This is a genomic window from Marinagarivorans sp. (genome assembly GCF_982758155.1).
Genome location: NZ_CEXWTU010000003.1, coordinates 22,785 through 45,503 on the forward strand (window position 1 = coordinate 22,785; position 22,719 = coordinate 45,503).

A 22,719-nucleotide genomic window follows, 5' to 3' on the forward strand; every position below is an offset into this window, starting at 1 on the left:
ATATGCCATCCCAAGAAGCCAAAGAGCTTGGTAAGCTACGCGATGATATCGATGCTATTGATGAGAAAATTGGCGCGCTGATTAGCCAGCGCGCCAATTGCGCGCAATCCGTTGCCGAAGTTAAAAGCCGTTACAGCGATGGCTCTGAGCCTATTTTTTATCGTCCAGAGCGGGAGGCGCAAGTCTTACGCAAAGCGATGGCCCGTAATCAGGGGCCTTTGTCCGATGAAGAATATGCTCGGCTATTTCGAGAAATAATGTCGGCGTGTTTGGCGCTAGAAAACCCGATCAAAGTAGCCTTTTTAGGGCCTGAAGGGACGTTTACTCACGAAGCTGCGTTGAAGCACTTTGGCGCTAGTGCCAAAGTGGCGCCCATGACAGCCATTGACGAAGTATTTCGTGAAGTAGAGTCTGGCGCTTGCCAGTTTGGTGTTGTGCCGGTTGAAAATTCTACCGAAGGTGTGGTGACGCATACGTTGGACTCTTTTATGAGCTCCAATCTTAATATCTGTGGTGAGGTTGTACTGCGAATTCATCATAATCTGATGGTTTCTGATGTTACAAAAACAGATAGCATTACGCGTGTGTATTCTCACGCGCAGTCTTTGGCGCAGTGTCGCAAATGGCTGGATGCGCATTACCCCAATGCCGAGCGTATCGCGGTGCCGAGCAATGCAGAGGCGGCAAAGCGTATGCGAAGCGAGTGGAATGCTGCGGCTATCGCAGGTGAAGCTGCTGCAAGGCTTTACGGCTTGACGGTATTGGCCGACAAAATTGAAGATATGCCAGACAACTCAACGCGCTTCCTAATTGTTGGGCAGCAAGATGTTGGCCCTAGCGGGCATGATAAAACGTCTATAGTGATTGCCGTTAAAAACGAGCCGGGTGCGCTGCACGATATTTTGGAGCCGTTTCATCGTTTGGGCGTGGATTTAACGCGTGTAGAAAGTCGGCCATCGCGCACGGGAAATTGGAATTATGTATTCTTCATCGACTTTGATGGGCATACAGATACGCCAAAGGTCCAAACGGCGCTAGAAGAAGTTTCTGAGCGTGCAGCGGATGTGAAAATTTTGGGCTCATACCCTAAGGGCGTTCTCTAATCATGTGCTCCGATTCTGTGGCGCCGCTCAATTCAGTCAATACGCTGGTTGTCATTGGTTTGGGGTTGATTGGCGGCAGTTTGGCGCTTAGCCTGAAGTCTGCTAATGCCTGTAATCGTGTTATTGGCATAGCGCCTGACCCAGAGATTCAGCGGCGCGCCATCGAGCGTGGCATTGTGGATGAGGCTTTTGGCGCAATTAAAGATGTGGCCGCACAACTGGGTGACGGTGATGTGGTTTTCATTGCTGTGCCGACACTGGCTATTCGCGGTGTTCTTTCGGATGTGAAAGCCTGTGTGCCTGCGAGCGTAACCATCACTGATGGCGCTAGTGTTAAAGGTAGTGTGCTAGAAGATGTAAAAGCGGTTTACGGTGAGGTTCCTGCTCACATTGTGCTGGGGCATCCTATAGCAGGCTCGGAGCAAAGTGGAGTCGAAGCGGCTAAAGTTGGACTTTATGCCAACCACCGTATTATTTTGACCCCCACAATTGAGACCTCGGTACTACACAAGGCGCGAGTAACTGCTATGTGGCAGGCTGTTGGCGCGGAAGTGCTAGAGCTAGATATAGCCAATCATGATGCCATCTTGGGTGCAACAAGCCATCTGCCACATGTTATTGCTTTTTCGTTAGTCGATACCTTGGCTCACGATAGTCATAACGAAGATATCTTTCGTTATGCTGCGGGCGGGTTCAGAGATTTCACCCGCATAGCTTCCAGTGATGTAGTGATGTGGCGCGATATTATGCTGGCCAATCGCGATGCTGTACTTGAGGCTATTGACCTGTTTTCCAGTAATCTGGCCGTATTAAGAAAAACCATCGCGCAGGGCAACTCTAATGAGTTAACCGAAACTTTTGGTCGAGCCAAAGAGGCTCGGGATCAGTTCACGCACATCATGGATCAGCGAAAGTCGAATGATTTACCCAAATCATAGCGATATAGGCCGTTTTTTGAAATAAATGGTTATAAGTTTAGAGTTTTTTATTTGTTAATGGTTAGTGCTTAGCACCGTATAATGCCATCAACACATTTTTGTTTGTAAGCGATTTTAGGACTGAACAATACGATGCCTAGTAATAACTTAAGCGATTACACGCTCACACACCTTAAGCAGCTTGAGGCGGAGAGCATACATATTATTCGTGAAGTGGCGGCCGAATTTGATAATCCCGTCATGATGTATTCCGTCGGTAAAGATTCTGCGGTGATGCTTCATCTTGCCAAAAAGGCGTTTGCGCCGGGTAAGCCTCCATTCCCTTTAATGCATGTGGACACCACGTGGAAGTTTAAAGAGATGATCGCTTTTCGCGATCAGATGGTAAAGGACTTGGGCTGGGATTTGATTGTGCACACCAATCAAGAGGGTGTCGATATGGGCGTAGGCCCATTCACCCACGGTAGTGCTAAGCATACCGACATCATGAAAACTCAGGCTTTAAAGCAGGCACTAAACAAATACAAGTTTGATGCCGCCTTTGGTGGTGCTCGTCGTGACGAAGAAAAATCCCGCGCGAAAGAGCGCGTCTATTCATTCCGTGATAAAAATCACCGCTGGGATCCGAAAAATCAGCGCCCAGAACTTTGGAATGTTTATAACAGTAAAGTAGATCCTGGCGAAAGTATTCGTGTATTCCCAATCTCTAACTGGACCGAGCTTGATATTTGGCAGTACATTCATCTAGAGGATATTCCTTTGGTGCCTTTATATCTTGCCGCTAAGCGCCCAGTCGTAGAGCGTGATGGCACCTTGATTATGGTTGATGATGATCGCATGCCTCTTGCTGAAGGTGAAAAGGTTGAAGAGAAAATGGTCCGTTTTCGCACTTTGGGGTGTTATCCCTTAACGGGTGCTGTTGAGTCTCACGCAACGACGTTGCCAGAGATTATTCAAGAAATGTTGTTAACCACAACCTCAGAGCGCCAAGGCCGAGTTATCGATCACGATAGTTCTGGTTCTATGGAAAAGAAAAAACAAGAAGGCTATTTCTAAGGTTGAGTTAGAGGCAATTATGAGTCACCAATCCGAATTAATTTCTACCGATATTAATGAATACCTCGCTCAGCATGAGCGCAAAGAGCTGTTGCGTTTTTTAACCTGCGGTTCTGTTGATGATGGTAAATCCACTTTAATTGGGCGTTTGCTGTACGATTCAAAGATGATTTATGAAGACCAGTTAGATGCTATTAAATCTGATTCGGTTAAACACGGCACCACCGGCGAAAAAATCGATTTGGCTTTGCTTGTTGATGGGTTGCAGGCTGAGCGAGAGCAGGGCATAACCATTGATGTTGCTTACCGTTATTTTTCAACCGCCAAGCGAAAATTTATTATTGCCGATACCCCAGGGCATGAGCAATATACCCGCAATATGGCCACCGGCGCATCAACTTGCGACATGGCGATTATCTTAATCGATGCGCGGTATGGCGTTGTAACGCAAACGCGTCGACATTCTTATATTGCCTCTTTATTGGGCATTAAGCATGTTGTGGTTGCGGTGAATAAAATGGACTTATTAGATTTCGACGAGCAAGCCTTTGACAAAATTAAAGCAGATTACCAAGAGTTTGCTAAAAATTTGAATGTCGACGAATTCTTTTTTGTGCCTATGTCTGCACTTGATGGCGACAACGTTGTAAGCCGTAGTGAGCGATGCGCTTGGTATAGCGGCCAAACTTTAATGGAAATATTAGAGTCTGTACAAATTGCGGGCGATAAAAACATTACGGATTTTCGCTATCCAGTACAGTTTGTAAATCGCCCGAATCTAAATTTTCGTGGTTTCTGCGGGACTATCGCCTCTGGCGAAGTAAAGCCAGGTGATGCTATTAAGGTATTGCCGTCAGGTAAAGCCAGTGTTGTTGATCGCATCGTCACTCATGACGGCGATTTAGATCGTGCTTTTGTTGGTCAGGCTGTTACGTTAACGCTAAAAGATGAAATTGATATTAGCCGCGGCGACATGATTGTTAAAGTGGAAGACGATGTTGCCGTTGCCGATCATTTAGAGGCGCATATCGTCTGGATGGCCGAGCAATCGCTTGTGGCTGGTCGCGAATATCAATTTAAGTTTGCGGGCAAGGTCACTAATGGCATGGTGAGTAAAATTAGCCATCGAATTGATGTTAACACTCAAGAACTCAGCAAAGTGGATACCTTGGTGCTTAACGACATTGGCTTAGTTGATCTTCAGCTAGATCAAAGTGTTGTGGTCGACCCCTACATAAAAAATCGTGCAACAGGCGGATTTATTGTCATCGACAAGCTAAGCAATGTTACCGTGGGCGCCGGGATGGTGACTCAAAAGTTGGAAGGCAAGGGCGTTGTTAAAACTGATTTTAGTGCATTTGAGGTTGAGTTGAATGCGTTGGTTCGTAAGCATTTCCCGCATTGGGATGCTAAAGATCTAAGTCAGTTACTGAAAAAATAGTTTTCAATGATTTTACTTAAAGGGCTCATTAGAGCCCTTTTTTTTGCCTGTTATTTAGTGGAAGTGTAGTGAAACTTGTTTTGAATTATTGTGATAGAAACGTGATGGGTTTGTGAATGTTATGTGATCTGGGGTCTTTATAATGGGTTTTCGCTTTCAGGTTAAGCGATATATTGTAGGGCGTCGTAATGTTTTTTATGCTATTGATGGAGGCGCTACTCGTAGATACGATCTGAGGTTTAATTGGGGATGAAGTAATAACTGATTATTCCGCTGGCTGAAGGGTTCTGTTTCCTCATCCATTATGGTTTCCGGTTGACGTGACGGGTAGGGTTTTCAGGCATCAATGTTCAAAGAGGCTGTTTCTTTAATCCCATGATGATGTGCTGACCATGTAGGGGGAGTCCGTCTTGGGTATAGGTAAGTACTATGTTGGCGATATCTTTTACCGCGGTAATACGAAGGTTGATTAATTCAGCTATTTAGACTTTGAATGAGGTGAGGTATCTTAGGCGCCTATTTCTTATCACCAAACGATAATTCCTTATGTCCCAGTTCAGTATGCCTTCACAGCCTCGGTTACTCTTGGTTGAAGACGATAAAGATATCAATCAGCTAATTTGTTTAAATTTAGACGCGTTAGACTTTAATGTCACTAGTTGTGATAACGGCAGGGAAGGCCTTGCTTTGGCGTTAGCCGGGGGATTTGATTTGATTATTCTTGATGTGATGCTGCCTGAGATGGATGGCTTAACACTTTGTAAGCGTTTAAGGCAAGATAGGAATTTTACGCCAATACTGATGCTCACGGCCAGAAATACGGAAGCGGATCGAGTAATCGGCTTGGAGGTTGGGGCGGATGATTATTTGTCCAAGCCTTTCAGTATTCTTGAACTGCAGGCGCGCGTTAAGGCGATGCTACGGCGTGTTCAGTTTAATTCTCAGCAAGAGCCTGCCACAAGCACTGTGGATGCTTTTGGTGAATTGACCGTGGATCGAAATAAGCGGCGTGTATCGCTAAAGGGCGAAGAAGTCCATTTGACGGCAAAAGAATTTGATTTGTTACTGTATTTGGCGTGCTCGCCAGGCCGGGTTTATAGTCGTAGCGATTTGTTGGATGCGGTTTGGGGTTATAAGCATAGCGGGTATGAGCACACCGTAAACTCACATATTAACCGCTTGCGGTCAAAACTAGAGGCAGACCCCGCAAATCCTATTTACGTCTTAACGGTATGGGGTGTGGGGTATAAATTCAATGGGTAAATTTACGAACACCTTGTATGCGAAATTAGCACTTTGTCTTACCGTTATCTTTTTGATAGTCGGTTTTTTTAGTGCAAACATGTTGTTTAGTGCATCAAATTCCCATCAGCGTCTAGTTACGCAGCATCTACACTGTGATTTGGCAAAGCTCGTAAATAAAGAGTACGAATTATTTAATTCTGGGGGCTTGGATTTAGATGCGGCCCAAATGATTTTCATGAAGCTGATGGTGCTCGGTCCAAATTTTGAGTTTTATATATTGAACCCCGAGGGCGATGTGCTTGCTTACTCTGCTGACCCAGCGGTAATTAAGCGAAAGAAAGTTGAGCTATCGCCGATTAAGCGATTTCTGGCGACAAAAAAAATAGATTCGCCCATTCTTGGGGATAACCCCCGTGCTTTAGGGCAAAAGAAAATATTCTCCGCGTCACCAATTATTAAAGATCAGCAAACGATTGGTTACCTGTATGTAATATTAGGGAGTGATATTTTCGATGCTTTTTATGATTCCCTTTCTCAAAGTAAGATGCTGCGAACCGGTTTTTGGTTAGTTATTTCGAGTCTTTGTTTTGGTTTGCTGGCAAGTTTGGTTGTGATATTCCTAATTACTCGCCCCTTGCGGAAGCTGTCTAAATCAATCCAGCAGGCTAGAGATGAGGGCTTTACGAAGGAAGGTGGGCGTAACGCGAGTTTGGCTCTGCAAGGCTGGGATCAGCATAGTCGTAATGAAATTCACGTGCTAGGGAGTAGTTTTAAAGCCTTACTCGAACGGTTGGAGGAACAGTATCAGCAGGTTATTACGATAGATGATCTGCGAAAAGAGCTGTTAACACATATCTCTCATGATTTGCGAACACCGCTAGCCTCATTATTAGGCTACCTCGAAACATGGACCCTAAACCATAAAGAAATTACCACCGAGAAAAGCGAGCAATATATAAATATTGCCACAAGAAATGCAAAAAAAATTGCGAATTTGATTGAGCAGTTATTTGAGTTGGCGCACTTGGACTCGGGTAATGTTCAGGTTAATCGCGAAACCTTTTCAGCTGCCGAGCTGGTGCAGGATGTGCTGCAAAAGTTTACGATTGAGGCGCAAAAAAATAATATCACCTTAGCCGTTGAGCCGAAAGATACCTCGATACTTGTAAAGGGTGACATTGAAAAGCTCGAACGTGTTTTTTCTAACCTTGTTGAGAATGCATTACGCCATACTCCGGCTGGAGGGAGTATTACTGTGCGCCTTTCACAAAATGGTCGCCTTGTGGCTATCGATGTCGAAGATACTGGAATTGGTATTCCACAAGAGGATATCCCACATATCTTTGATGCGCATTTTAAAGCGGGTAATAGCGTGAGGGGCAATAGTGCCCACGGTGGAATTGGTCTGGCGATAACAAAGAAAATTATTGATCTTCACCAAAGTGAAATTTCTGTGACGAGTCAAGTTGATAGGGGCACCACCTTTAGTTTTATGTTGCCCTTTGCTAGCTAGATCGCTGACCTATTGCGTTGTACAGTAACCTCTTTAATTAAAAATAGGTAAACCCCCAGCTCTGCTGGGGTGACTCGCATAGGTTTTACCTATACCGCGGTATAGGTACTCTCATATTTCGACCAAAAGATAAGAGAGACACCTATGCGAGACCCTAAAAGTTTGTCCCATACTCGATGGGATTGTAAGTACCACGTCGTGTATATTCCAAAGAAAAGACGTAAATTAATATTTGGCTCAATTCGTAAGCATTTGGGCGATATTTTTCATGATTTAGCGAGGCAAAAGGGCGTGGTTATAGAGGAGGGCCATTTGATGCGGGATCACGTCCATATGTGCTTGAGTATACCGCCCAAATTTTCGGTATCCAATGTTGTGGGTTTCCTTAAGGGTAAAAGTGCTATTTCAATAGCGCGAGAATTTAAGGGGCGACAACGAAATTTTAATGGCGAAGCCTTTTGGGCTAGGGGCTATTATGTATCTACGGTAGGTTTGGATGAGGATATGATTAAAGAATATATTCGTAATCAGGAAAAGAATGATGTTCATCGAGATCAATTAAATCTAAACGTATAGTCTTTTGCGCCTTGGGCGCTTACTTTAGCCCTTCGAGGGCGTCATCTAATAAGCCTCCGGCTCTGCCGGCGGTAAGTTAACTAACAATTTATGGGGTTGGCGTGAGAGAGTCTGGATTGGTATGCGGTTATGTGATCAATGGCCAGGGCGGCTCTACGCCCATTGATTTAAGTGCGGTGGCTCAATGGAAGCCAGAGCAGGGTTTCTTGTGGCTACATTTCGATATTCGTGAATCAGCTGCTCGTAATTGGTTATCCGGCGAAAGCGGGTTGAGTGATATTGCAATACAGACATTGCTTTGTGAGGAAACCCGGCCCCATGTTTGGCGGGAAAACGACACCGTTGTTATGGCGTTAAGGGGTGTTAACCTTAATCCAAATTCAGATCCAGAAGATATGGTGGCTGTTCGTATTTATGCCGACGAGTACAGAGTTATTACAGCGCGTCGCCGATCGTTAAAATCTCTTAGGGAGCTGGCATCTTCAATGCAGGCAGGTAATGGGCCTTCATCGGCTGCGGCTATGCTCGCAGAATTAACGGGCCAGCTAACGCAGCAATTGTTAGGTGCTATTGAAACGCTCGAAGATAAAATGGATGCGGTTGAGGAGGTCATCTTGGATGATGCCAGTAAGCAGCGTCGTTTTCATGTGATGGAGCTGCGTCGAAAATGTATTCTGTTGCGGCGTTATTTGGCACCTCAGCGAGAAGCCTTGGCGCGACTGTATGTTGAATCGTTTACTTGGCTTAGTGAAAAGCAGCGAATGCAACAACGTAATATTGCCGATCAATTAGTCCGTTATGTTGAATCACTGGATGTGATTAAAGATAGGGCGGCGGTTGTACAGGAAGAATTGGCCAGTCGCGTGGCGGATCAATTAAATACGCGCATGTATATATTGTCGATGGTGGCGGCACTTTTCCTTCCTCTTGGATTTATTCTGAGTATCTTCGATCTTCAAATTGGCGGAATACCTCTCACAGACTATTCTTATGGTGCCTTTGCTTTGGTGGCGGCCTTGGTAGGTACGGTCACGCTACAAATCCTACTATTTAGGCGCAAAGGTTGGCTCTAGCTTTCCGTTTATAACAACTTAACACCTAAACGGTAAAGCGTTATAGTGCTTCAACTTGAGTCTGCTTAACGCGTGTGATATCGGGTTAACCGAAAATCATGCAGTTTATGCCTATAATAATCGCCTTTTACCCGGAGCTTCAATGACATCCTCTCTTTACCCCGTTGCTGCAAAATTTGAAGAAGATTCACACATTAATAGTGAACGTTATAAGCAGCTGTATCGTCAATCTATTGAGCAGCCGGATGTCTTTTGGGCGGAGCAAGCAACGCATTTTTTAACGTGGTCAAAGCCTTTTTCAAAAGTTCGAGAGTTTGATTTTTCTGCCGGTCACGCGCAGTGGTTCTCTGATGGCGAATTAAATGTCTCCTATAACTGCATTGACCGTCACCTTGCCGATAAAGCGGATGCGCCAGCTTTCATTATGGAGCGTGACGAACCTGGCAATAGTTTTGAGGTGAGTTATCGAGAGCTTCACGTGCAGGTGTGTAAGTTAGCGAATGCGCTTAAAGCGTTAGGCGTTAACAAAGGCGATCGTGTTTGTATTTATATGCCAATGATTACTGAAGCGGCATACGCAATGCTCGCTTGCGCGCGGATAGGTGCCGTTCATTCTGTAGTTTTCGGTGGTTTCTCGCCAGAAGCGTTGAAAGATAGAATTATAGACAGTGATTGTCGTCTAGTCATTACGGCTGATGAGGGTGTTCGTGGTGGTCGAATAGTTCCACTTAAGGCTAATGTTGATAAGGCCGTTGAGGGCTGTGACTGCGTCCAAAACGTTCTGGTTTTAAAGCATATCGGTTCGAAAATACCCCAGCAAGATCGAGATGTTTGGTATCACGAGGCTATGTCTGCTGCAAGTGCTGACTGCCCCCCAGAGCCTATGTCGGCAGAAGACCCCTTGTTTATTCTGTATACAAGTGGGTCGACGGGGAAACCAAAAGGAGTGCTTCACACCACTGGCGGTTATTTGCTGCAGGCCGCAATGACATTCAAATATGTCTTTGATTACAAAGCGGGTGAGGTCTATTGGTGCACTGCCGATGTGGGTTGGATTACTGGACACAGTTATTGTGTTTATGGCCCCTTGGCGGTTGGTGCGACGAGCTTATTATTTGAAGGAGTCCCGACTTACCCTTCGGCTTCGCGTTGCTGGGAGGTTGTTGACGAGCACAATGTAGCTATTTTTTACACGGCGCCAACCGCTTTGAGGGCTTTGATGGGGCAGGGTGATGATTTTGTAACGTGCACGTCACGCAAAAGTTTACGTGTGCTCGGCACAGTGGGTGAACCTATTAACCCTGAGGCCTGGCAGTGGTACCACCATGTAGTTGGTGATGCGCGGTGCCCCATTGTTGATACTTGGTGGCAAACTGAAACGGGCGCGCACATGTTGGCACCGTTGCCTGGCGCTATGGCGTTAAAGCCGGGCTCCGCCGCGCTGCCATTTTTTGGTGTTGAGCCCGTTATTCTCGATGCGAATGGTGTTGAGTTGTCCGGCGCGTGCCAGGGTAATTTAGCCATTAAGGGTTCTTGGCCCAGCCAAATTCGCACTATTTATGGTGATCACCAGCGCTTAATAGACACCTATTTTAGTACTTATAAAGGCTACTACTTTACCAGCGATGGTGCCCGCCGTGATGAGGATGGCTACTATTGGATTACCGGGCGAGTGGATGATGTGCTAAATGTAAGTGGTCACCGATTGGGCACGGCTGAGATTGAAAGCGCCTTGGTGGCGCATCCCTGTGTAGCGGAAGCTGCTGTTGTTGGCTACCCTCATCCCATTAAGGGGCAGGGTATTTATGCGTATGTCACCTTGATGCAAGGTGTGGATGCTGATCAAGTCGATAAGAAGGCTTTGATTGCCTTATGTGTACAAGAGATTGGTCCTATTGCTAAACCTGACATTATTCAGTGGGCGCCGGGCTTACCCAAGACGCGTTCAGGAAAAATTATGCGGCGAATTTTGCGCAAAATTGCGGAGGGTGACGTTGAGACCTTGGGTGATACCTCAACGCTGGCGGACCCTAGTGTAGTAGATAGCCTTATTGCAAACCGTCAGCCAAACTAGACACTGGCGGATCGTTAGTTTAGGGTGCGCGCTTAATTTATTATTTGCTGCTCGGCAGCCGGAGTTACCCTGTGAAAATTGCTAATGATTTAGCCGTCGCCATCCATTACACACTGACTGATGAAAGCGGTGAGACTATTGATTCCTCGGCGGATAGTGAGCCCCTAACGTATCTGCAAGGCCATTCCAATATCATACCTGGCTTGGAGAATGAGCTTGAAGGTTGTGTTGTAGGCGATAAAAAAGTGGTTGTTGTTCAACCTGTAGACGGTTATGGCGAGCATGATGAAAGTTTGGTGCAGGCTGTACCTCGTGAAATGTTTTCCGGTGTAGAAAATATTGAAGTGGGTATGGAGTTTCAGGTTGAAGGACCGCAGGGCGAGCAGTTTGTTGAAGTGACTGAGGTTTCTGACGAGACAATTACTGTTGATGGCAACCACGTATTGGCCGGTAAAGTATTAACGTTTGATGTTGAAGTTGTTGAGGTGCGCGCTGCAACCGAAGACGAGCTTGAGCATGGCCATGTACACGGTGAAGGTTGTAGTCACTAAGTGATAGGTCTTAGGTTATAGCTTATAGGCTACTGCAAGTTACAAAAAAGGCTCCTAACTGGAGCCTTTTTTGTAACTTGCAGTTAACGCATGCTCTCGGCTAGGCGGTCGAGCTGCGATGTAACTTGTTGGCTGGCGTTTTCCATTTGCCTTACGCAAGCTACGGCGCCTGAAAATTCATTTCTGTGGTAGGCGTCCACCGCTTTTTTACCTTGCTGGTGAACATCGCGGTGTGGGCTTTCGAGTGCCTTAAACGCACTTTGATTGGCATGCTTTTTCGAGCCTTCCCCGTTGCTGTACCACTGCCCTAAGCGGCATTGGTCGGCATCAGAAAAATCATGGGATTGTGAGTTCGACTGCCCGAGAAGAACTTTATAGACTTCGAGCTTCCATGCCATGTGGTCCATTTTTATGGTTTGCACAAAAGCATCATCAGTCGATGCATCAATAACCCCGAACATTCTTTTAGCAAGCTGTACGAGGTTGCCGGTAGTCTCCTCGATACCTTGTGTGTTATTGCTAACGGTGTGAGATTTCTCGCCAACGCGATCAATGCCGCCGACAACGTTATCCATTTCAGTATTCACTTTGTTAATCAGGGCGGCAATTTCATTCGTCGCTTCGGCAGAGCGCTGAGCCAAGCTTCGGACTTCATCAGCAACAACCGCAAACCCTCGGCCTTGTTCTCCCGCGCGTGCGGCTTCAATAGCTGCGTTCAACGCTAGTAAGTTGGTTTGCTCTGAAATTCCTTGGATCATCGAAACAAAGCCGTTAATGCCTTCGGTAACACTTTTTAGATTGTTGACGGCAGCAGCAACTTCGGTGGTATCTTTGCTAATGGTGCTTGTTGTGTTTGTTGTTGTACTTAAAAGCCCCATTATTTGATCAAACATGGCCTGGGATTGTTCAAACTCATTACGGCTATCTGTAAGGTTTACCGCTGAGTGCGCGAGATCTTGCTGGATGGCATTAATAGCGCCACTCGATTGCAACCAAAGCTGGTTAAGCTCGTCGCGGTGGCTGTTGTCCTCGGGCGGTGGCGCATTTCGTGCCGATTCTTGTGCGCTGGAGAGTTCATGCTGAAGGTCGGTTAACCTTTCTTTCAGCTGTCGATTTTCTCTCTCTAGTTCGTCTAGCGCTTCTTGTTTTCCTCGAGCAAAGAACATGGTTGGTGCCTCCAGTATTGGCGCTTGATTGGCCTTAATCAAATAGTTGCTGTATTGAATCTCAGTTTTAAATCATTACCTGAATAACTATAGATCGTTTACACCAGTTCGCTACGTTTATTGTTCCTTCGCGTTATAGTCTGAGCGACCTGGCTTCTAGGCTCTGATATAATCTCGGTTTTATTTAGCCAGTTGACCCCTCATGAATATCTCAGACTACATGGCCGAAGTCGGCCGCAATGCCCGTTTAGCGTCTAGAGCCATTGCTAAAGCAACCACTCAAGATAAAAACGCCGCATTAGCCGCAATAGCTAAACAGCTTGATGCGTCGCGAGCCACATTGCTGGAGCAGAACGCTTTAGATATGCAAGCTGGCCGATTAAGTGGGCTAGATGCGGCGTTACTCGATCGCCTTGAGCTAACCGAAGAGCGCATAGACGGCATGATCGAGGGGCTGAATCAGGTGGCGGCTTTGGCCGACCCCTGTGGTGAAATTACTGATATGAACTACCGCCCAAGCGGTATTCAACTAGGCAAAATGCGTGTGCCATTGGGTGTTGTGGGTATCATTTATGAGTCGCGCCCTAATGTGACCATTGACGCAGCTAGCTTATGCTTGAAATCGGGTAATGCAGCGATTTTGCGCGGGGGCAGTGAGGCGATACATTCGAATAAAGCCATTGCATTGGCCGTTAAAGCCGGCCTGCGTGAAAGTGGTTTGCCTGAAACTTGTGTTCAGGTTGTTGAAACGACAGATCGTGCTGCTGTGGGCGCATTGATCACTAGTAGTGAATATGTCGATGTCATTGTGCCGCGCGGTGGTAAAGGCTTGATCGAACGTATTAGTCGCGAAGCCTCTGTTCCAGTCATCAAGCACCTTGATGGTATTTGCCATGTGTATATTGATGAGGATGCGGACTTAGATAAAGCGCATCGCGTAGCGCTTAACTCTAAAACGCATCGCTATGGCGTCTGTAATGCAATGGAAACGCTTTTGGTTGCACAGTCAGTTGCTCAAGCAGCGCTTGTTCCTTTGGCGGCGGATTATGCCAAAAAAGGCGTAGAGCTGCGTGGGTGCCCACAAACGTGTGAAATTATTACTGGCTGTATGCCGGCTACAGAAGAGGACTGGGGCACAGAGTACTTGGCGCCTGTGTTATCGATTAAAGTGGTTGCCGATGCCGATGAAGCGATTGCGCACATCACGCAATACAGCTCTCAGCATACCGAGTCAATTGTGACCGAAAACTATACGACTGCTCGAAAATTCTTAAAAGAGGTCGATTCTAGTTCGGTTATGGTCAACGCATCAACGCGTTTTGCCGATGGTTTTGAGTACGGCTTAGGTGCTGAAATTGGCATATCTACCGATAAAATACATGCCCGTGGCCCAGTTGGATTAGAAGGTTTAACGTCGCAAAAATGGATTGTTTTTGGTGACGGGCATATTCGGTAGTCACGAAACAGAGTGGAGTGCGGGGCTATTACACACCAGAGCAACAGTGCTGCGTGGTTATACTTTGGCGGCACTTTTGACCCTGTTCACAATGGTCATGTGCAGTCGGTGTTATCTGCTGCGGGCGTATTAAATATTAAAAGTGTGAGTTTTGTGCCGTGTCACATTACGCCACATAAAGACCAGCCCAGCACAAGCAGTGCGCATAGGCTTGCAATGCTTGAGTGCGTTATAGCATCGGCATGTTGCACGCTTAAAAATTTGAATGTGCATGTAGAAGATTATGAGCTTAGGCATAACCGCCCCTCATTTACATTAAGTACGCTGAAATATTTACGGCATCAACACGGGCCCGATTCACCATTGTTTTGGCTGGTTGGGATGGACAGCTTGGCAGCTATAGATCGTTGGCATGGATGGCAGGAGCTTTTGGCTTTTGCCCACATAGTGGTTGTGAAACGGCCGGGTTATACCTTGCCGAGTACCGGAGTGCTTGGTGAGTGGTGGGCGCGATTCAGCGCTTCTATTTCGGAGGCTTCTGGGTTGCCTAGCGGGAAATGTATTCTCCTTGATACAACTGAAAAAGAAATATCTTCTACTGAGATACGCCTTTTGTTACAGCAAAAACAAAAGTGTGAAGCGACAAGAACACAAATAGCACAGCTCGTGCCTACGGCCGTTGCTGACTATATTAATCAACATAAACTTTATTTAACCAGTGATACCGAATAACTATGACCAAACCATTAAACGAAATTGTAAAAAAAGCACTTGAAGATATTAAAGGCGAAAAGATTGTAGAGATCGATGTTATAGGTATTTCTGATGTCGCCGACACATTGGTGATTTGTTCCGGTGCGTCAAACCGCCAAGTGAAATCATTAGCCAACAATGTTTTAGATGATGCAAAAAAAGCGGGTTTCCGCCCCATTGGCGTAGAAGGCATGGATTCTGGCGAATGGGTTCTTGTGGATTTTGGTTCTGTTGTTGTACACGTGATGCTTCCGAATGCGCGTGATTTTTATGAACTTGAAAAATTATGGTCCAAAGTTCCTGCCAATCAAATTCCTGATCATGATGAAATCACGCCAAAAATGTAAATGACGGTTAACCATGAAAGTACAGTTAATTGCTGTCGGCACCAAAATGCCGGATTGGATTCAAAAAGGCTATGCCGAGTATGAAAAACGCTTGCCCAAAGATTTGGCTCCGTCTTTAATTGAGCTTAATCCAGGACATCGCGCCAAAAATGCCTCGCTACAAGCTGCGATTGCAAGCGAAGGGCAGGCTATATTAAATGTTATACCTTCTAGTGATTGGGTTGTGGCTTTAGATGTTCAAGGGAAACCTTGGAGCACCGAAGTTTTAGCGAGTAACTTGGAAGGCTGGCGTATGGACGGGCGCAATATTAGTTTTGTTATCGGTGGGCCTGATGGCTTAGCTGATGATATTTTGCGGCGGGCAAATGCTAAATGGTCGTTATCCAATTTAACATTGCCGCACCCCTTAGTGCGGGTTGTTTTTATTGAGCAACTGTATCGCGCTTGGACTGTTTTAAATGGACACCCTTACCATAAATAATGAGAGTTCAATTGCTTGTTGATCCCAATTACCACCTAGGGCTTGCTTGATGCCATCGTTAGGTAGTGAAAATGATATGCGAATGGCTAACCAGGGCCATGAGCGGCGCGTTATACAGCGCCGCATTGTTGTCGCATTAATTGGCATGCTTATTATGCTGGGCATTTTGCTATATCGCTTTTACAGTTTACAAGTAACGCAGCATGAGGACTTTGTAACGCAATCGGATCGCAATCGGATACAGGTTCAGCCTGTAGCGCCTACACGAGGTCTGATTTACGATAGAAATGGAATTCTACTTGCGGATAATCGCCCAAGTTATCGGTTGAGCATTATCGTGGAGCGAGTCGATGATTTAGACGCGCTTTTTGCATCGCTCAGTGAGCTGGTCGAACTGAGCCAGTCAGATATTGATCGTTTTAAAAAGACCCGGCGTCGCGCCCGCTCTCCTTATCAACCGATTCCACTAAGGCTTGATCTTAGTGAAGATGAAATCGCCAAAATTAGTGTTAATGAATATCGTTTAGATGGCGTTGAAGTTGAAGCTGAGCTAGTACGCTATTACCCCCATGGTGCATTACTCGCACACACGCTGGGTTATGTGGGGCGAATTAACGAAAGGGAACTCACTTCATTTGATGAGGAGGCTCGTAAGGACTACAGCGCTACTTATAGCATTGGAAAAATAGGCATAGAAAAACAATACGAAAGGCAGTTGCTGGGCAAAGTCGGCAGCCAGTTTATGGAAACCAATGCCCATGGCCGATCCCTGCGGGTTATCAAGCGGCAGGATCCTTCACCCGGTAAAGATATTCGCCTGTATCTTGATTTACATTTACAGAAGGCCGCTTTCGATGCTCTTGAAGGATGGCGCGGTGCGGTTGTTGCGATTGATGTCAGAACGGGTGGTGTCGTTGCAATGGTTAGTACCCCAAGTTTTGACCCTAACCTTTTTGTCACGGGTATTAGTTACCAAGATTACAATGAATTAAATCGTTCAAAAGATTTACCTCTTTACAATCGTACAATTCAAGCACAATACCCTCCGGGCTCCACACTGAAGCCAATATTGGGGCTTGGCGGCCTTGAAAGCGAATTAATCAGTCCTAAAACACAGATACATGATCCTGGTTTTTATCAGCTTTCTGAAGGCGAACGCTTGTATCGAGATTGGAAAAAATGGGGCCATGGTACCAATGTGGATTTAAATCAAGCGATTACAGAATCTTGCGATACTTTTTTTTACGAGCTTGCTGTGCGCTTAGGTATTGATCGAATGCACCCGATAGGCGCTCATTTTGGTTTGGGGGTAAAAACAGGCATCGATGTCCCGAATGAGCGCAGTGGTTTATGGCCTTCAAGAGAATGGAAGAAGCGCTATCGTCGTTTGCCTTGGTATCCCGGGGACAGCCTTAATGTCAGTATTGGGCAAGGGGATGTTCTGACGACACCACTTCAATTGGCGGTAATGACAGCAACATTTGCAAATAGGGGCGTGCGCTACGAGCCGCATTTAGTAAGCCAGCTCGGTGATGATTTAATAAAGGTAAAGCCTGCTGATGCCGTTCAGGCTAAGGCGGAAAACTGGGACTACGTTAATAGCGCTATGGAGTCTGTTGTACATGGTCGTCGTGGCACTGCAAAGGGAATTAATAAAGGATTAACCTACCGCATAGCCGGTAAAACAGGTACCGCGCAAGTGATTGGTATTGCTCAAGATGAAGAATATGACCGTGATAAAATTGCCCAGCGCAATTGGGATCACGCGCTGTTTGTATCCTTTGCGCCAGCGCATGCTCCAGAAATTGCTTTGGCTGTGGTAATTGAAAACGGTGAGCACGGTTCTAGTGCTGCTGCACCGATTGCGCGTACAGTTTTTGATAGCTGGTTTAAAATTGAAACGGCTCGTAAAGCCCAAGAGATGAGTGAGATTATCGCTACGGAAATTACACCATGAATATGCATGGGGGCAGAGATTTTGTTCGACATATGCCGGGTTCAACAGCGGCCTTTAAAAAAGGTGAGGCTTTCTGGCGGATCATTCATATAGATCCGTGGCTTTTATTGTTACTCATGGTTCTTACGGCTGCCGGTTTAACTATTTTGTATAGCGCTAGCGGTACAAGCGATTTCATGATTCGGCGGCAAGTGATTTTCTTTTCGATTGCGTATGTGGGGATGATTGGTATTGCGCAAGTTCCTGTGGGTTTGTTAGAACGAGGCGGGAAGTGGCTTTATATTGTAGGCATTATATTGTTAGTGTTAGTGCTTCTCATGGGGGTCGGAGCAAAAGGTGCACAGCGCTGGCTAAGCCTGGGATTTATTCGATTCCAACCTTCTGAAATTCTTAAATTAGCTATGCCTCTTTGTATTGCAGCGTATTTAGGGCGGCGGTCTATGCCTCCTAAATTTAAGCATATTGTGGGTTGTTTAATCTTGGTTGCGTTACCTGCATTATTGATTTTGAAACAACCGGATCTTGGTACCTCAATTCTCGTTGTAGCGTCTGGTCTGCTGGCTTTATTTTTAGCCGGTTTGAAGTGGCGTTATATTATGGGCAGCATTTTGTTGCTCGGTGCAGCAAGCTTGCCGATGTGGCACTTTGTGATGCACGATTATCAAAAGCAGAGAGTGCTGACCTTGCTTGACCCTGAGGCGGATCGGTTGGGCTCGGGTTGGAATATTATTCAGTCTAAAACGGCGATTGGCTCAGGTGGTGTTTCCGGAAAAGGTTGGATGAAAGGTACTCAATCTCAGCTCGACTTTCTGCCCGAAAGTCATACCGACTTCATTATTGCTGTGCTAGCCGAAGAATTTGGGCTTAAGGGCGTTCTGCTCCTGTTAAGCCTTTATGGTGTAATAGTTATGCGAGGGTTGGTAATTGCCTGGAAGGCTCAAACCCATTTTGGGCGCTTATTGGCAGGCAGTATTACCCTCACTTTTTTTGTTTATGTTTTTGTGAATGTTGGCATGGTCTCTGGGATTTTACCTGTCGTGGGCGTGCCGCTACCACTCGTAAGCTTGGGGGGCACGTCGTTAGTGACACTTATGGCAGGCTTCGGTTTACTCATGGCTATTTCGACAGAGCCAAAGAAAACACAAACGTAATAATCAATGGGTATTGATTTATCCATTGATAGACTCAGCTTAATTCTGCACAAGCTTAGGAGTGCAAATGGGAAAAATTATTTTATTTTGGGCCTTAACTGTAATGCCTATTGCCGTGATGGCTTCTGATTACAGTGATCGGCCAGAAGCTAAAGCCTTTGTCGAGCGTATGGTGAAAGAGCATAAGTTCGATAAGGCCTATATAGAAGAGGTTTTGGCCCAAGCCGAAAAAAAACCGGCTATCCTTGAGTCCATCGCTAGACCCGCCGAAAAAACTAAACCTTGGCACGAATACAAAGCAATATTCCTAACGCCTACTCGCATAGAAGGAGGCGTTAAATTTTGGCAGGATCATGCTGAAATTTTATCCGGCGTAGAAAAAGAGTACGGTGTGCCTGCTGAAATTATTGTGTCAATTATTGGTGTTGAAACCCGCTACGGTACTTATATGGGTAATTACCGAGTTGTAGATGCTCTGGCTACCTTGGGTTTCGATTATCCAAGACGTGGAGTGTTTTTTACTAAGCAACTGGAGGAGTTTTTCCTTTTAACGCGAGAGCAAAATCAAGATCCGCTTATCTTTAAGGGTTCTTATGCGGGCGCGATGGGCTTTGGGCAGTTTATTCCTAGTAGTTACCGTAGCTTCGCTATTGATTATGATGGTGATGGCTTTGCGGATATCTGGACGAACAAAAAGGATGCCATCGCAAGTGTTGCTAATTATTTTAAAGCACATGGCTGGCAGACTGGCGCGCCTATTGCGGAGCGTGCTTCGCGGGCAGCCAATTTCCCAGATAAAATGATCAATAATAAATCGAGACCTAAGACATCTGCAGCTGAGTTAAGCAAACTTGGTTTTTCACCTGTTTCGCGTAAAAAGGTATCTGCGAAGCCTGCCGTAGCGTTGAAATATGTTGCCCAGAAAGGGGATGAATATTGGCTTGGGTACAATAATTTTTACGTTATTACGCGTTACAATCGAAGTCAGTTGTATGCGTTGGCCGTATATCAGTTAAGTCAGGAAATCGCTGCGGGCTATAAAAAAGCTAGCGCGGAAAGTCGTTAAGGTGAAATACATTGTTGCTTAAATTATTTAAATGCTCTGCCGTTATTGTTGTCGCAGTTTTCGTATTTGCCTGCCAAAGTTATACTGTGAGCTATGACGCCCCCGTTGATATTGAAATTAAAGACAGCGGGCCTTCAACGACGCTGGCCGTGGACCACATCCCCGATGCTGTCCCGGTAAATGAGCCTAGAACTAAAGCGGGCAATAAATCACCGTATACAGTGAATGGAAAAACATACCGATTGGTTAAATCGTCTGTAGGATTTGAGCAAGAAGGCTATGCTTCTTGGTACGGCAAGAAATTTCACGGCAAGAAAACGTCAAACGGTGAAATTTACGATATGTATGGAATGACGGCCGCGCATAAAACATTACCAATCCCCACTTTTGTCGAGTTAACCAATACGGATAATGGGAAAAAAGCGATTGTTCGTATTAATGATCGCGGGCCTTTCCATGGCGACCGCATTATTGATTTAACCTATACTGCAGCGCGTAAACTAGGGTTTGCTAATAATGGAACCGGTAGGGTTAAATTGCGTGTAATAAAGCCAGAGAGCGATAGCTTCTATGAAGGTTTCTCTGACCCGCCGCCTTCTTCAGCTGATGATGCTGTCGGCGTTGCCCCCAAGCCCAGAAACTCAGGGGGCTATGAAATCCCGAAAGGGACTTTTTTGCAGCTTGGTGCCTTTGGCGACCTTGAAAGAGCGCAGCGGTTTCGCCAGTCTGCAGCAGGGTTAACAACTTACCCTATTAACTTAGAGCCCGTTCCAGATCGGGGTGTTTATCGTGTATTGCTGGGTCCATTGAACGATAATTGGGATTTAGTTCACCTGCAAAAGCACTTTGTCGAAAAGGGTTATCCTGAGCCCAAAGTGGCTTATCGTTAATCAATGGGTATCACGACAAACCCCTCAATCTAAAAAAATACTTTTTGGAGGACGATAGTGAAGACTAAAAGCGTACAAGGTTTGTGGTCAAACCGTTGGACCTTTATCCTTGCCGCGACAGGATCTGCTGTTGGGCTTGGCAATATTTGGAAATTCCCTTATATCACTGGTGAGAATGGTGGCGGGGCTTTTGTTATCATCTATTTGCTATGCATTGTGCTCATCGGAATCCCTATTATGATTGCCGAGGTGCTGCTCGGTAAAAGAGGGCGCCGCAACCCAATTAATGCTGTAGAGAGAGTTGCAGTTGAAAGTGGTGCTTCTACTTCTTGGCGGTATATTGGCGGTATGGGGGTTTTGGCCGGTATTTTGATTATGTCCTTTTACAGCGTGGTTGCAGGCTGGGCATTACATTATTTTTTAACGACAGCGCTTGGCGATTATTCCGGGATTACCGGTGCGCAGGCAGGCAGTGCATTTAGCGAGTTGTTGGCTAGCCCCAAGACCTTACTGACTTGGCACAGCGTGTTTAGTTTTATGACATTTGCCATCGTTGCCGCTGGTGTTAGTAAAGGTTTGGGCTCTGTTGCACGGGTAATGATGCCATTTTTACTGGTTAGCCTTGTTATCCTTTTGGGGTATGGAATTGTTGCAGGTGAGTTTTTAGCGAGCCTACGTTTCCTTTTCGGCTTTAATTTTTCGGCAATATCTGTCGATAGTGTTTTGATCGCTTTGGGGCATGCTTTTTTTACGCTGAGCCTTGGTATGGGCGCGATTATGGCTTATGGCGCTTACATGCCAGGTAATGCCTGCCTGGGCCGCACTGTACTTACAGTAGGCGTACTCGATACCGTTATTGCCTTGATCGCTGGTTTAGCAATTTTCCCTATTGTTTTTGCAAGCCCTGGCATTGAGCCCAGTTCGGGGCCGGGGCTCTTGTTCGTGAGCCTGCCTGTTGCTTTTGGTAATATGGCTTTAGGCGGCTTGTTCGGCACATTATTTTTTGCTTTGGTTTCCGTTGCAGCGTGGAGTTCTTCCGTATCGTTAATTGAGCCCGGTGTTGCTTGGCTTATTGAAAGCAAGCAGTGGCGCCGTGTTACTGCGAGTGCGTTTGTGACGGCTATTGCTTGGGCAATCGGTATCCTATCGGTTTTCTCATTTAATTTGCTGGCTGATTTTAAACCTATATGGCTATTGAATTTCACACCATTTGATTTTTTTGATTTTTTGACGGCGCAAATTTTACTACCCTTGGGCGGGGTGCTTATTGCGTTTTTTGTTGCGTGGGTTTTGCCTAGGCGGGTATTTGATGCGGAGCTTAATACGGTGTCCGCGAATATGCGCGCACTGTTATTTTTTACCTTGCGTTATGTTTCACCTTTACTGGTCGCATTGGTTATGACATTTAAATTGTACGAAACTTTTTTTAGTGTTGGAGTGTAGAGTTGGCTCGTAATATTCGCCGTACGGCAATCGTGACATATAGCTGCGAACAAATGTTTGATTTGGTCAATGATATCGAATCGTACCCACAATTTTTACCGTATTGTGTGGGGGCAAAAATACAATCTTCACAATCTGACTTAGTCGAGGCAGAGCTGACCTTGTCAAAGGGTGGTTTTGAGCATAGTTTCTGCACAAGAAATACTCTTCAGCGCCCGCTGAAGATGGAGCTTAAACTAGTTACGGGCCCTTTTAAGCAATTTGATGGTGTTTGGCTGTTTTCCGCGCTGCCTGGTGGCGGTAGCGAAGTGAGCTTTGAATTAACTTTTTCCTTTTCCAGTATGCTGCTCAATATTACGGCGGGCCAGTGGATGGAGGACCTAGCGGGTGAGCAGGTTGGTGTTATCTGCGGGCGTGCGAAAACAATCTATGGGTAATA

At 45.9% G+C, this 22,719-nt stretch carries 21 protein-coding genes and 1 pseudogene; 20 read left to right on the forward strand and 2 right to left on the reverse strand.

Annotated elements, in window-relative coordinates:
- Positions 1-2: 2 nt before the first annotated feature.
- The 10 genes from pheA (at position 3) to AC3A8L_RS00790 (ending at position 11,570) form a co-directional block, all read left to right on the forward strand.
- Positions 3-1,103, forward strand: coding sequence for a prephenate dehydratase (pheA, locus tag AC3A8L_RS00745; protein ID WP_487960330.1), 1,101 nt, complete (start codon positions 3-5; stop codon positions 1,101-1,103).
- Between the two features lie 2 nt (positions 1,104-1,105).
- Positions 1,106-2,041, forward strand: coding sequence for a prephenate dehydrogenase/arogenate dehydrogenase family protein (locus tag AC3A8L_RS00750; protein ID WP_487960297.1), 936 nt, complete (start codon positions 1,106-1,108; stop codon positions 2,039-2,041).
- Between the two features lie 132 nt (positions 2,042-2,173).
- Positions 2,174-3,097 carry a sulfate adenylyltransferase subunit CysD gene (gene cysD, locus AC3A8L_RS00755; RefSeq protein ID WP_487960298.1) on the forward strand — a complete coding sequence of 308 codons (924 nt, stop codon included), beginning with the start codon at positions 2,174-2,176 and terminating at the stop codon, positions 3,095-3,097.
- A 19-nt stretch (positions 3,098-3,116) separates the two neighbouring features.
- Positions 3,117-4,538: a sulfate adenylyltransferase subunit CysN gene (cysN, locus tag AC3A8L_RS00760; RefSeq protein ID WP_487960299.1), complete on the forward strand. Its 1,422-nt coding sequence runs from the start codon at positions 3,117-3,119 to the stop codon at positions 4,536-4,538.
- 546 nt (positions 4,539-5,084) lie between these two features.
- Entirely contained in the window at positions 5,085-5,801 is a 717-nt protein-coding gene (locus tag AC3A8L_RS00765; RefSeq protein WP_487960300.1) for a response regulator transcription factor, read from the forward strand.
- Positions 5,794-7,296 carry a sensor histidine kinase gene (locus AC3A8L_RS00770; RefSeq protein WP_487960301.1) on the forward strand — a complete coding sequence of 501 codons (1,503 nt, stop codon included), beginning with the start codon at positions 5,794-5,796 and terminating at the stop codon, positions 7,294-7,296. Before AC3A8L_RS00765 ends, AC3A8L_RS00770 begins: the two co-directional genes overlap by 8 nt.
- A 144-nt stretch (positions 7,297-7,440) precedes the next feature.
- Entirely contained in the window at positions 7,441-7,872 is a 432-nt protein-coding gene (gene tnpA, locus AC3A8L_RS00775; protein ID WP_487960302.1) for an IS200/IS605 family transposase, read from the forward strand.
- Positions 7,873-7,973: 101 nt separating this feature from the next.
- Positions 7,974-8,945: a zinc transporter ZntB gene (locus AC3A8L_RS00780; RefSeq protein ID WP_487960303.1), complete on the forward strand. Its 972-nt coding sequence runs from the start codon at positions 7,974-7,976 to the stop codon at positions 8,943-8,945.
- Between the two features lie 142 nt (positions 8,946-9,087).
- Positions 9,088-11,019, forward strand: a complete 1,932-nt coding sequence (gene acs, locus AC3A8L_RS00785; protein WP_487960304.1) for an acetate--CoA ligase — start codon at positions 9,088-9,090, stop codon at positions 11,017-11,019.
- Between the two features lie 71 nt (positions 11,020-11,090).
- On the forward strand, positions 11,091-11,570 hold the full coding sequence (locus AC3A8L_RS00790; protein WP_487960305.1) for an FKBP-type peptidyl-prolyl cis-trans isomerase: 480 nt from the start codon (positions 11,091-11,093) through the stop codon (positions 11,568-11,570).
- 83 nt (positions 11,571-11,653) lie between these two features.
- Here the strand turns inward: AC3A8L_RS00790 and AC3A8L_RS00795 are convergent, their stop codons facing one another.
- Complete coding sequence (locus AC3A8L_RS00795) at positions 11,654-12,031, reverse strand: CZB domain-containing protein (RefSeq protein ID WP_487960331.1); 378 nt, start codon at positions 12,029-12,031, stop codon at positions 11,654-11,656.
- 57 nt (positions 12,032-12,088) lie between these two features.
- Positions 12,089-12,325, reverse strand: a pseudogene (locus tag AC3A8L_RS00800) (methyl-accepting chemotaxis protein); the annotation flags it as partial.
- 613 nt (positions 12,326-12,938) lie between these two features.
- On the opposite strand from AC3A8L_RS00800, the gene AC3A8L_RS00805 reads away from it, so the two are divergent.
- From AC3A8L_RS00805 to AC3A8L_RS00850, 10 genes are all read left to right on the forward strand, one after another.
- Positions 12,939-14,192 (forward strand): glutamate-5-semialdehyde dehydrogenase, encoded by a 1,254-nt coding sequence (locus AC3A8L_RS00805; RefSeq protein ID WP_487960306.1) that lies wholly within the window; start codon positions 12,939-12,941, stop codon positions 14,190-14,192.
- A gap of 12 nt (positions 14,193-14,204) precedes the next feature.
- A complete protein-coding gene (gene nadD, locus AC3A8L_RS00810) occupies positions 14,205-14,924 on the forward strand; it encodes a nicotinate-nucleotide adenylyltransferase (protein WP_487960307.1) in 720 nt (239 codons plus the stop codon).
- 2 nt (positions 14,925-14,926) lie between these two features.
- A complete protein-coding gene (gene rsfS, locus AC3A8L_RS00815) occupies positions 14,927-15,292 on the forward strand; it encodes a ribosome silencing factor (RefSeq protein ID WP_487960308.1) in 366 nt (121 codons plus the stop codon).
- A gap of 13 nt (positions 15,293-15,305) precedes the next feature.
- Positions 15,306-15,773: a 23S rRNA (pseudouridine(1915)-N(3))-methyltransferase RlmH gene (gene rlmH / locus AC3A8L_RS00820; RefSeq protein WP_487960309.1), complete on the forward strand. Its 468-nt coding sequence runs from the start codon at positions 15,306-15,308 to the stop codon at positions 15,771-15,773.
- A 49-nt stretch (positions 15,774-15,822) separates the two neighbouring features.
- Complete coding sequence (gene mrdA / locus AC3A8L_RS00825; RefSeq protein ID WP_487960310.1) at positions 15,823-17,730, forward strand: penicillin-binding protein 2; 1,908 nt, start codon at positions 15,823-15,825, stop codon at positions 17,728-17,730.
- Positions 17,727-18,881, forward strand: a complete 1,155-nt coding sequence (gene rodA / locus AC3A8L_RS00830) for a rod shape-determining protein RodA (RefSeq protein ID WP_487960311.1) — start codon at positions 17,727-17,729, stop codon at positions 18,879-18,881. The genes mrdA and rodA overlap by 4 nt, the downstream gene beginning before the upstream one ends.
- 67 nt (positions 18,882-18,948) lie before the next feature.
- Positions 18,949-19,947 (forward strand): lytic murein transglycosylase B, encoded by a 999-nt coding sequence (gene mltB / locus AC3A8L_RS00835; RefSeq protein WP_487960312.1) that lies wholly within the window; start codon positions 18,949-18,951, stop codon positions 19,945-19,947.
- 11 nt (positions 19,948-19,958) lie between these two features.
- Complete coding sequence (locus tag AC3A8L_RS00840; protein WP_487960313.1) at positions 19,959-20,837, forward strand: septal ring lytic transglycosylase RlpA family protein; 879 nt, start codon at positions 19,959-19,961, stop codon at positions 20,835-20,837.
- 57 nt (positions 20,838-20,894) lie between these two features.
- Positions 20,895-22,280, forward strand: coding sequence for a sodium-dependent transporter (locus tag AC3A8L_RS00845; protein WP_487960314.1), 1,386 nt, complete (start codon positions 20,895-20,897; stop codon positions 22,278-22,280).
- A 2-nt stretch (positions 22,281-22,282) separates the two neighbouring features.
- On the forward strand, positions 22,283-22,717 hold the full coding sequence (locus AC3A8L_RS00850) for a type II toxin-antitoxin system RatA family toxin (protein WP_487960315.1): 435 nt from the start codon (positions 22,283-22,285) through the stop codon (positions 22,715-22,717).
- Positions 22,718-22,719: the final 2 nt, after the last annotated feature.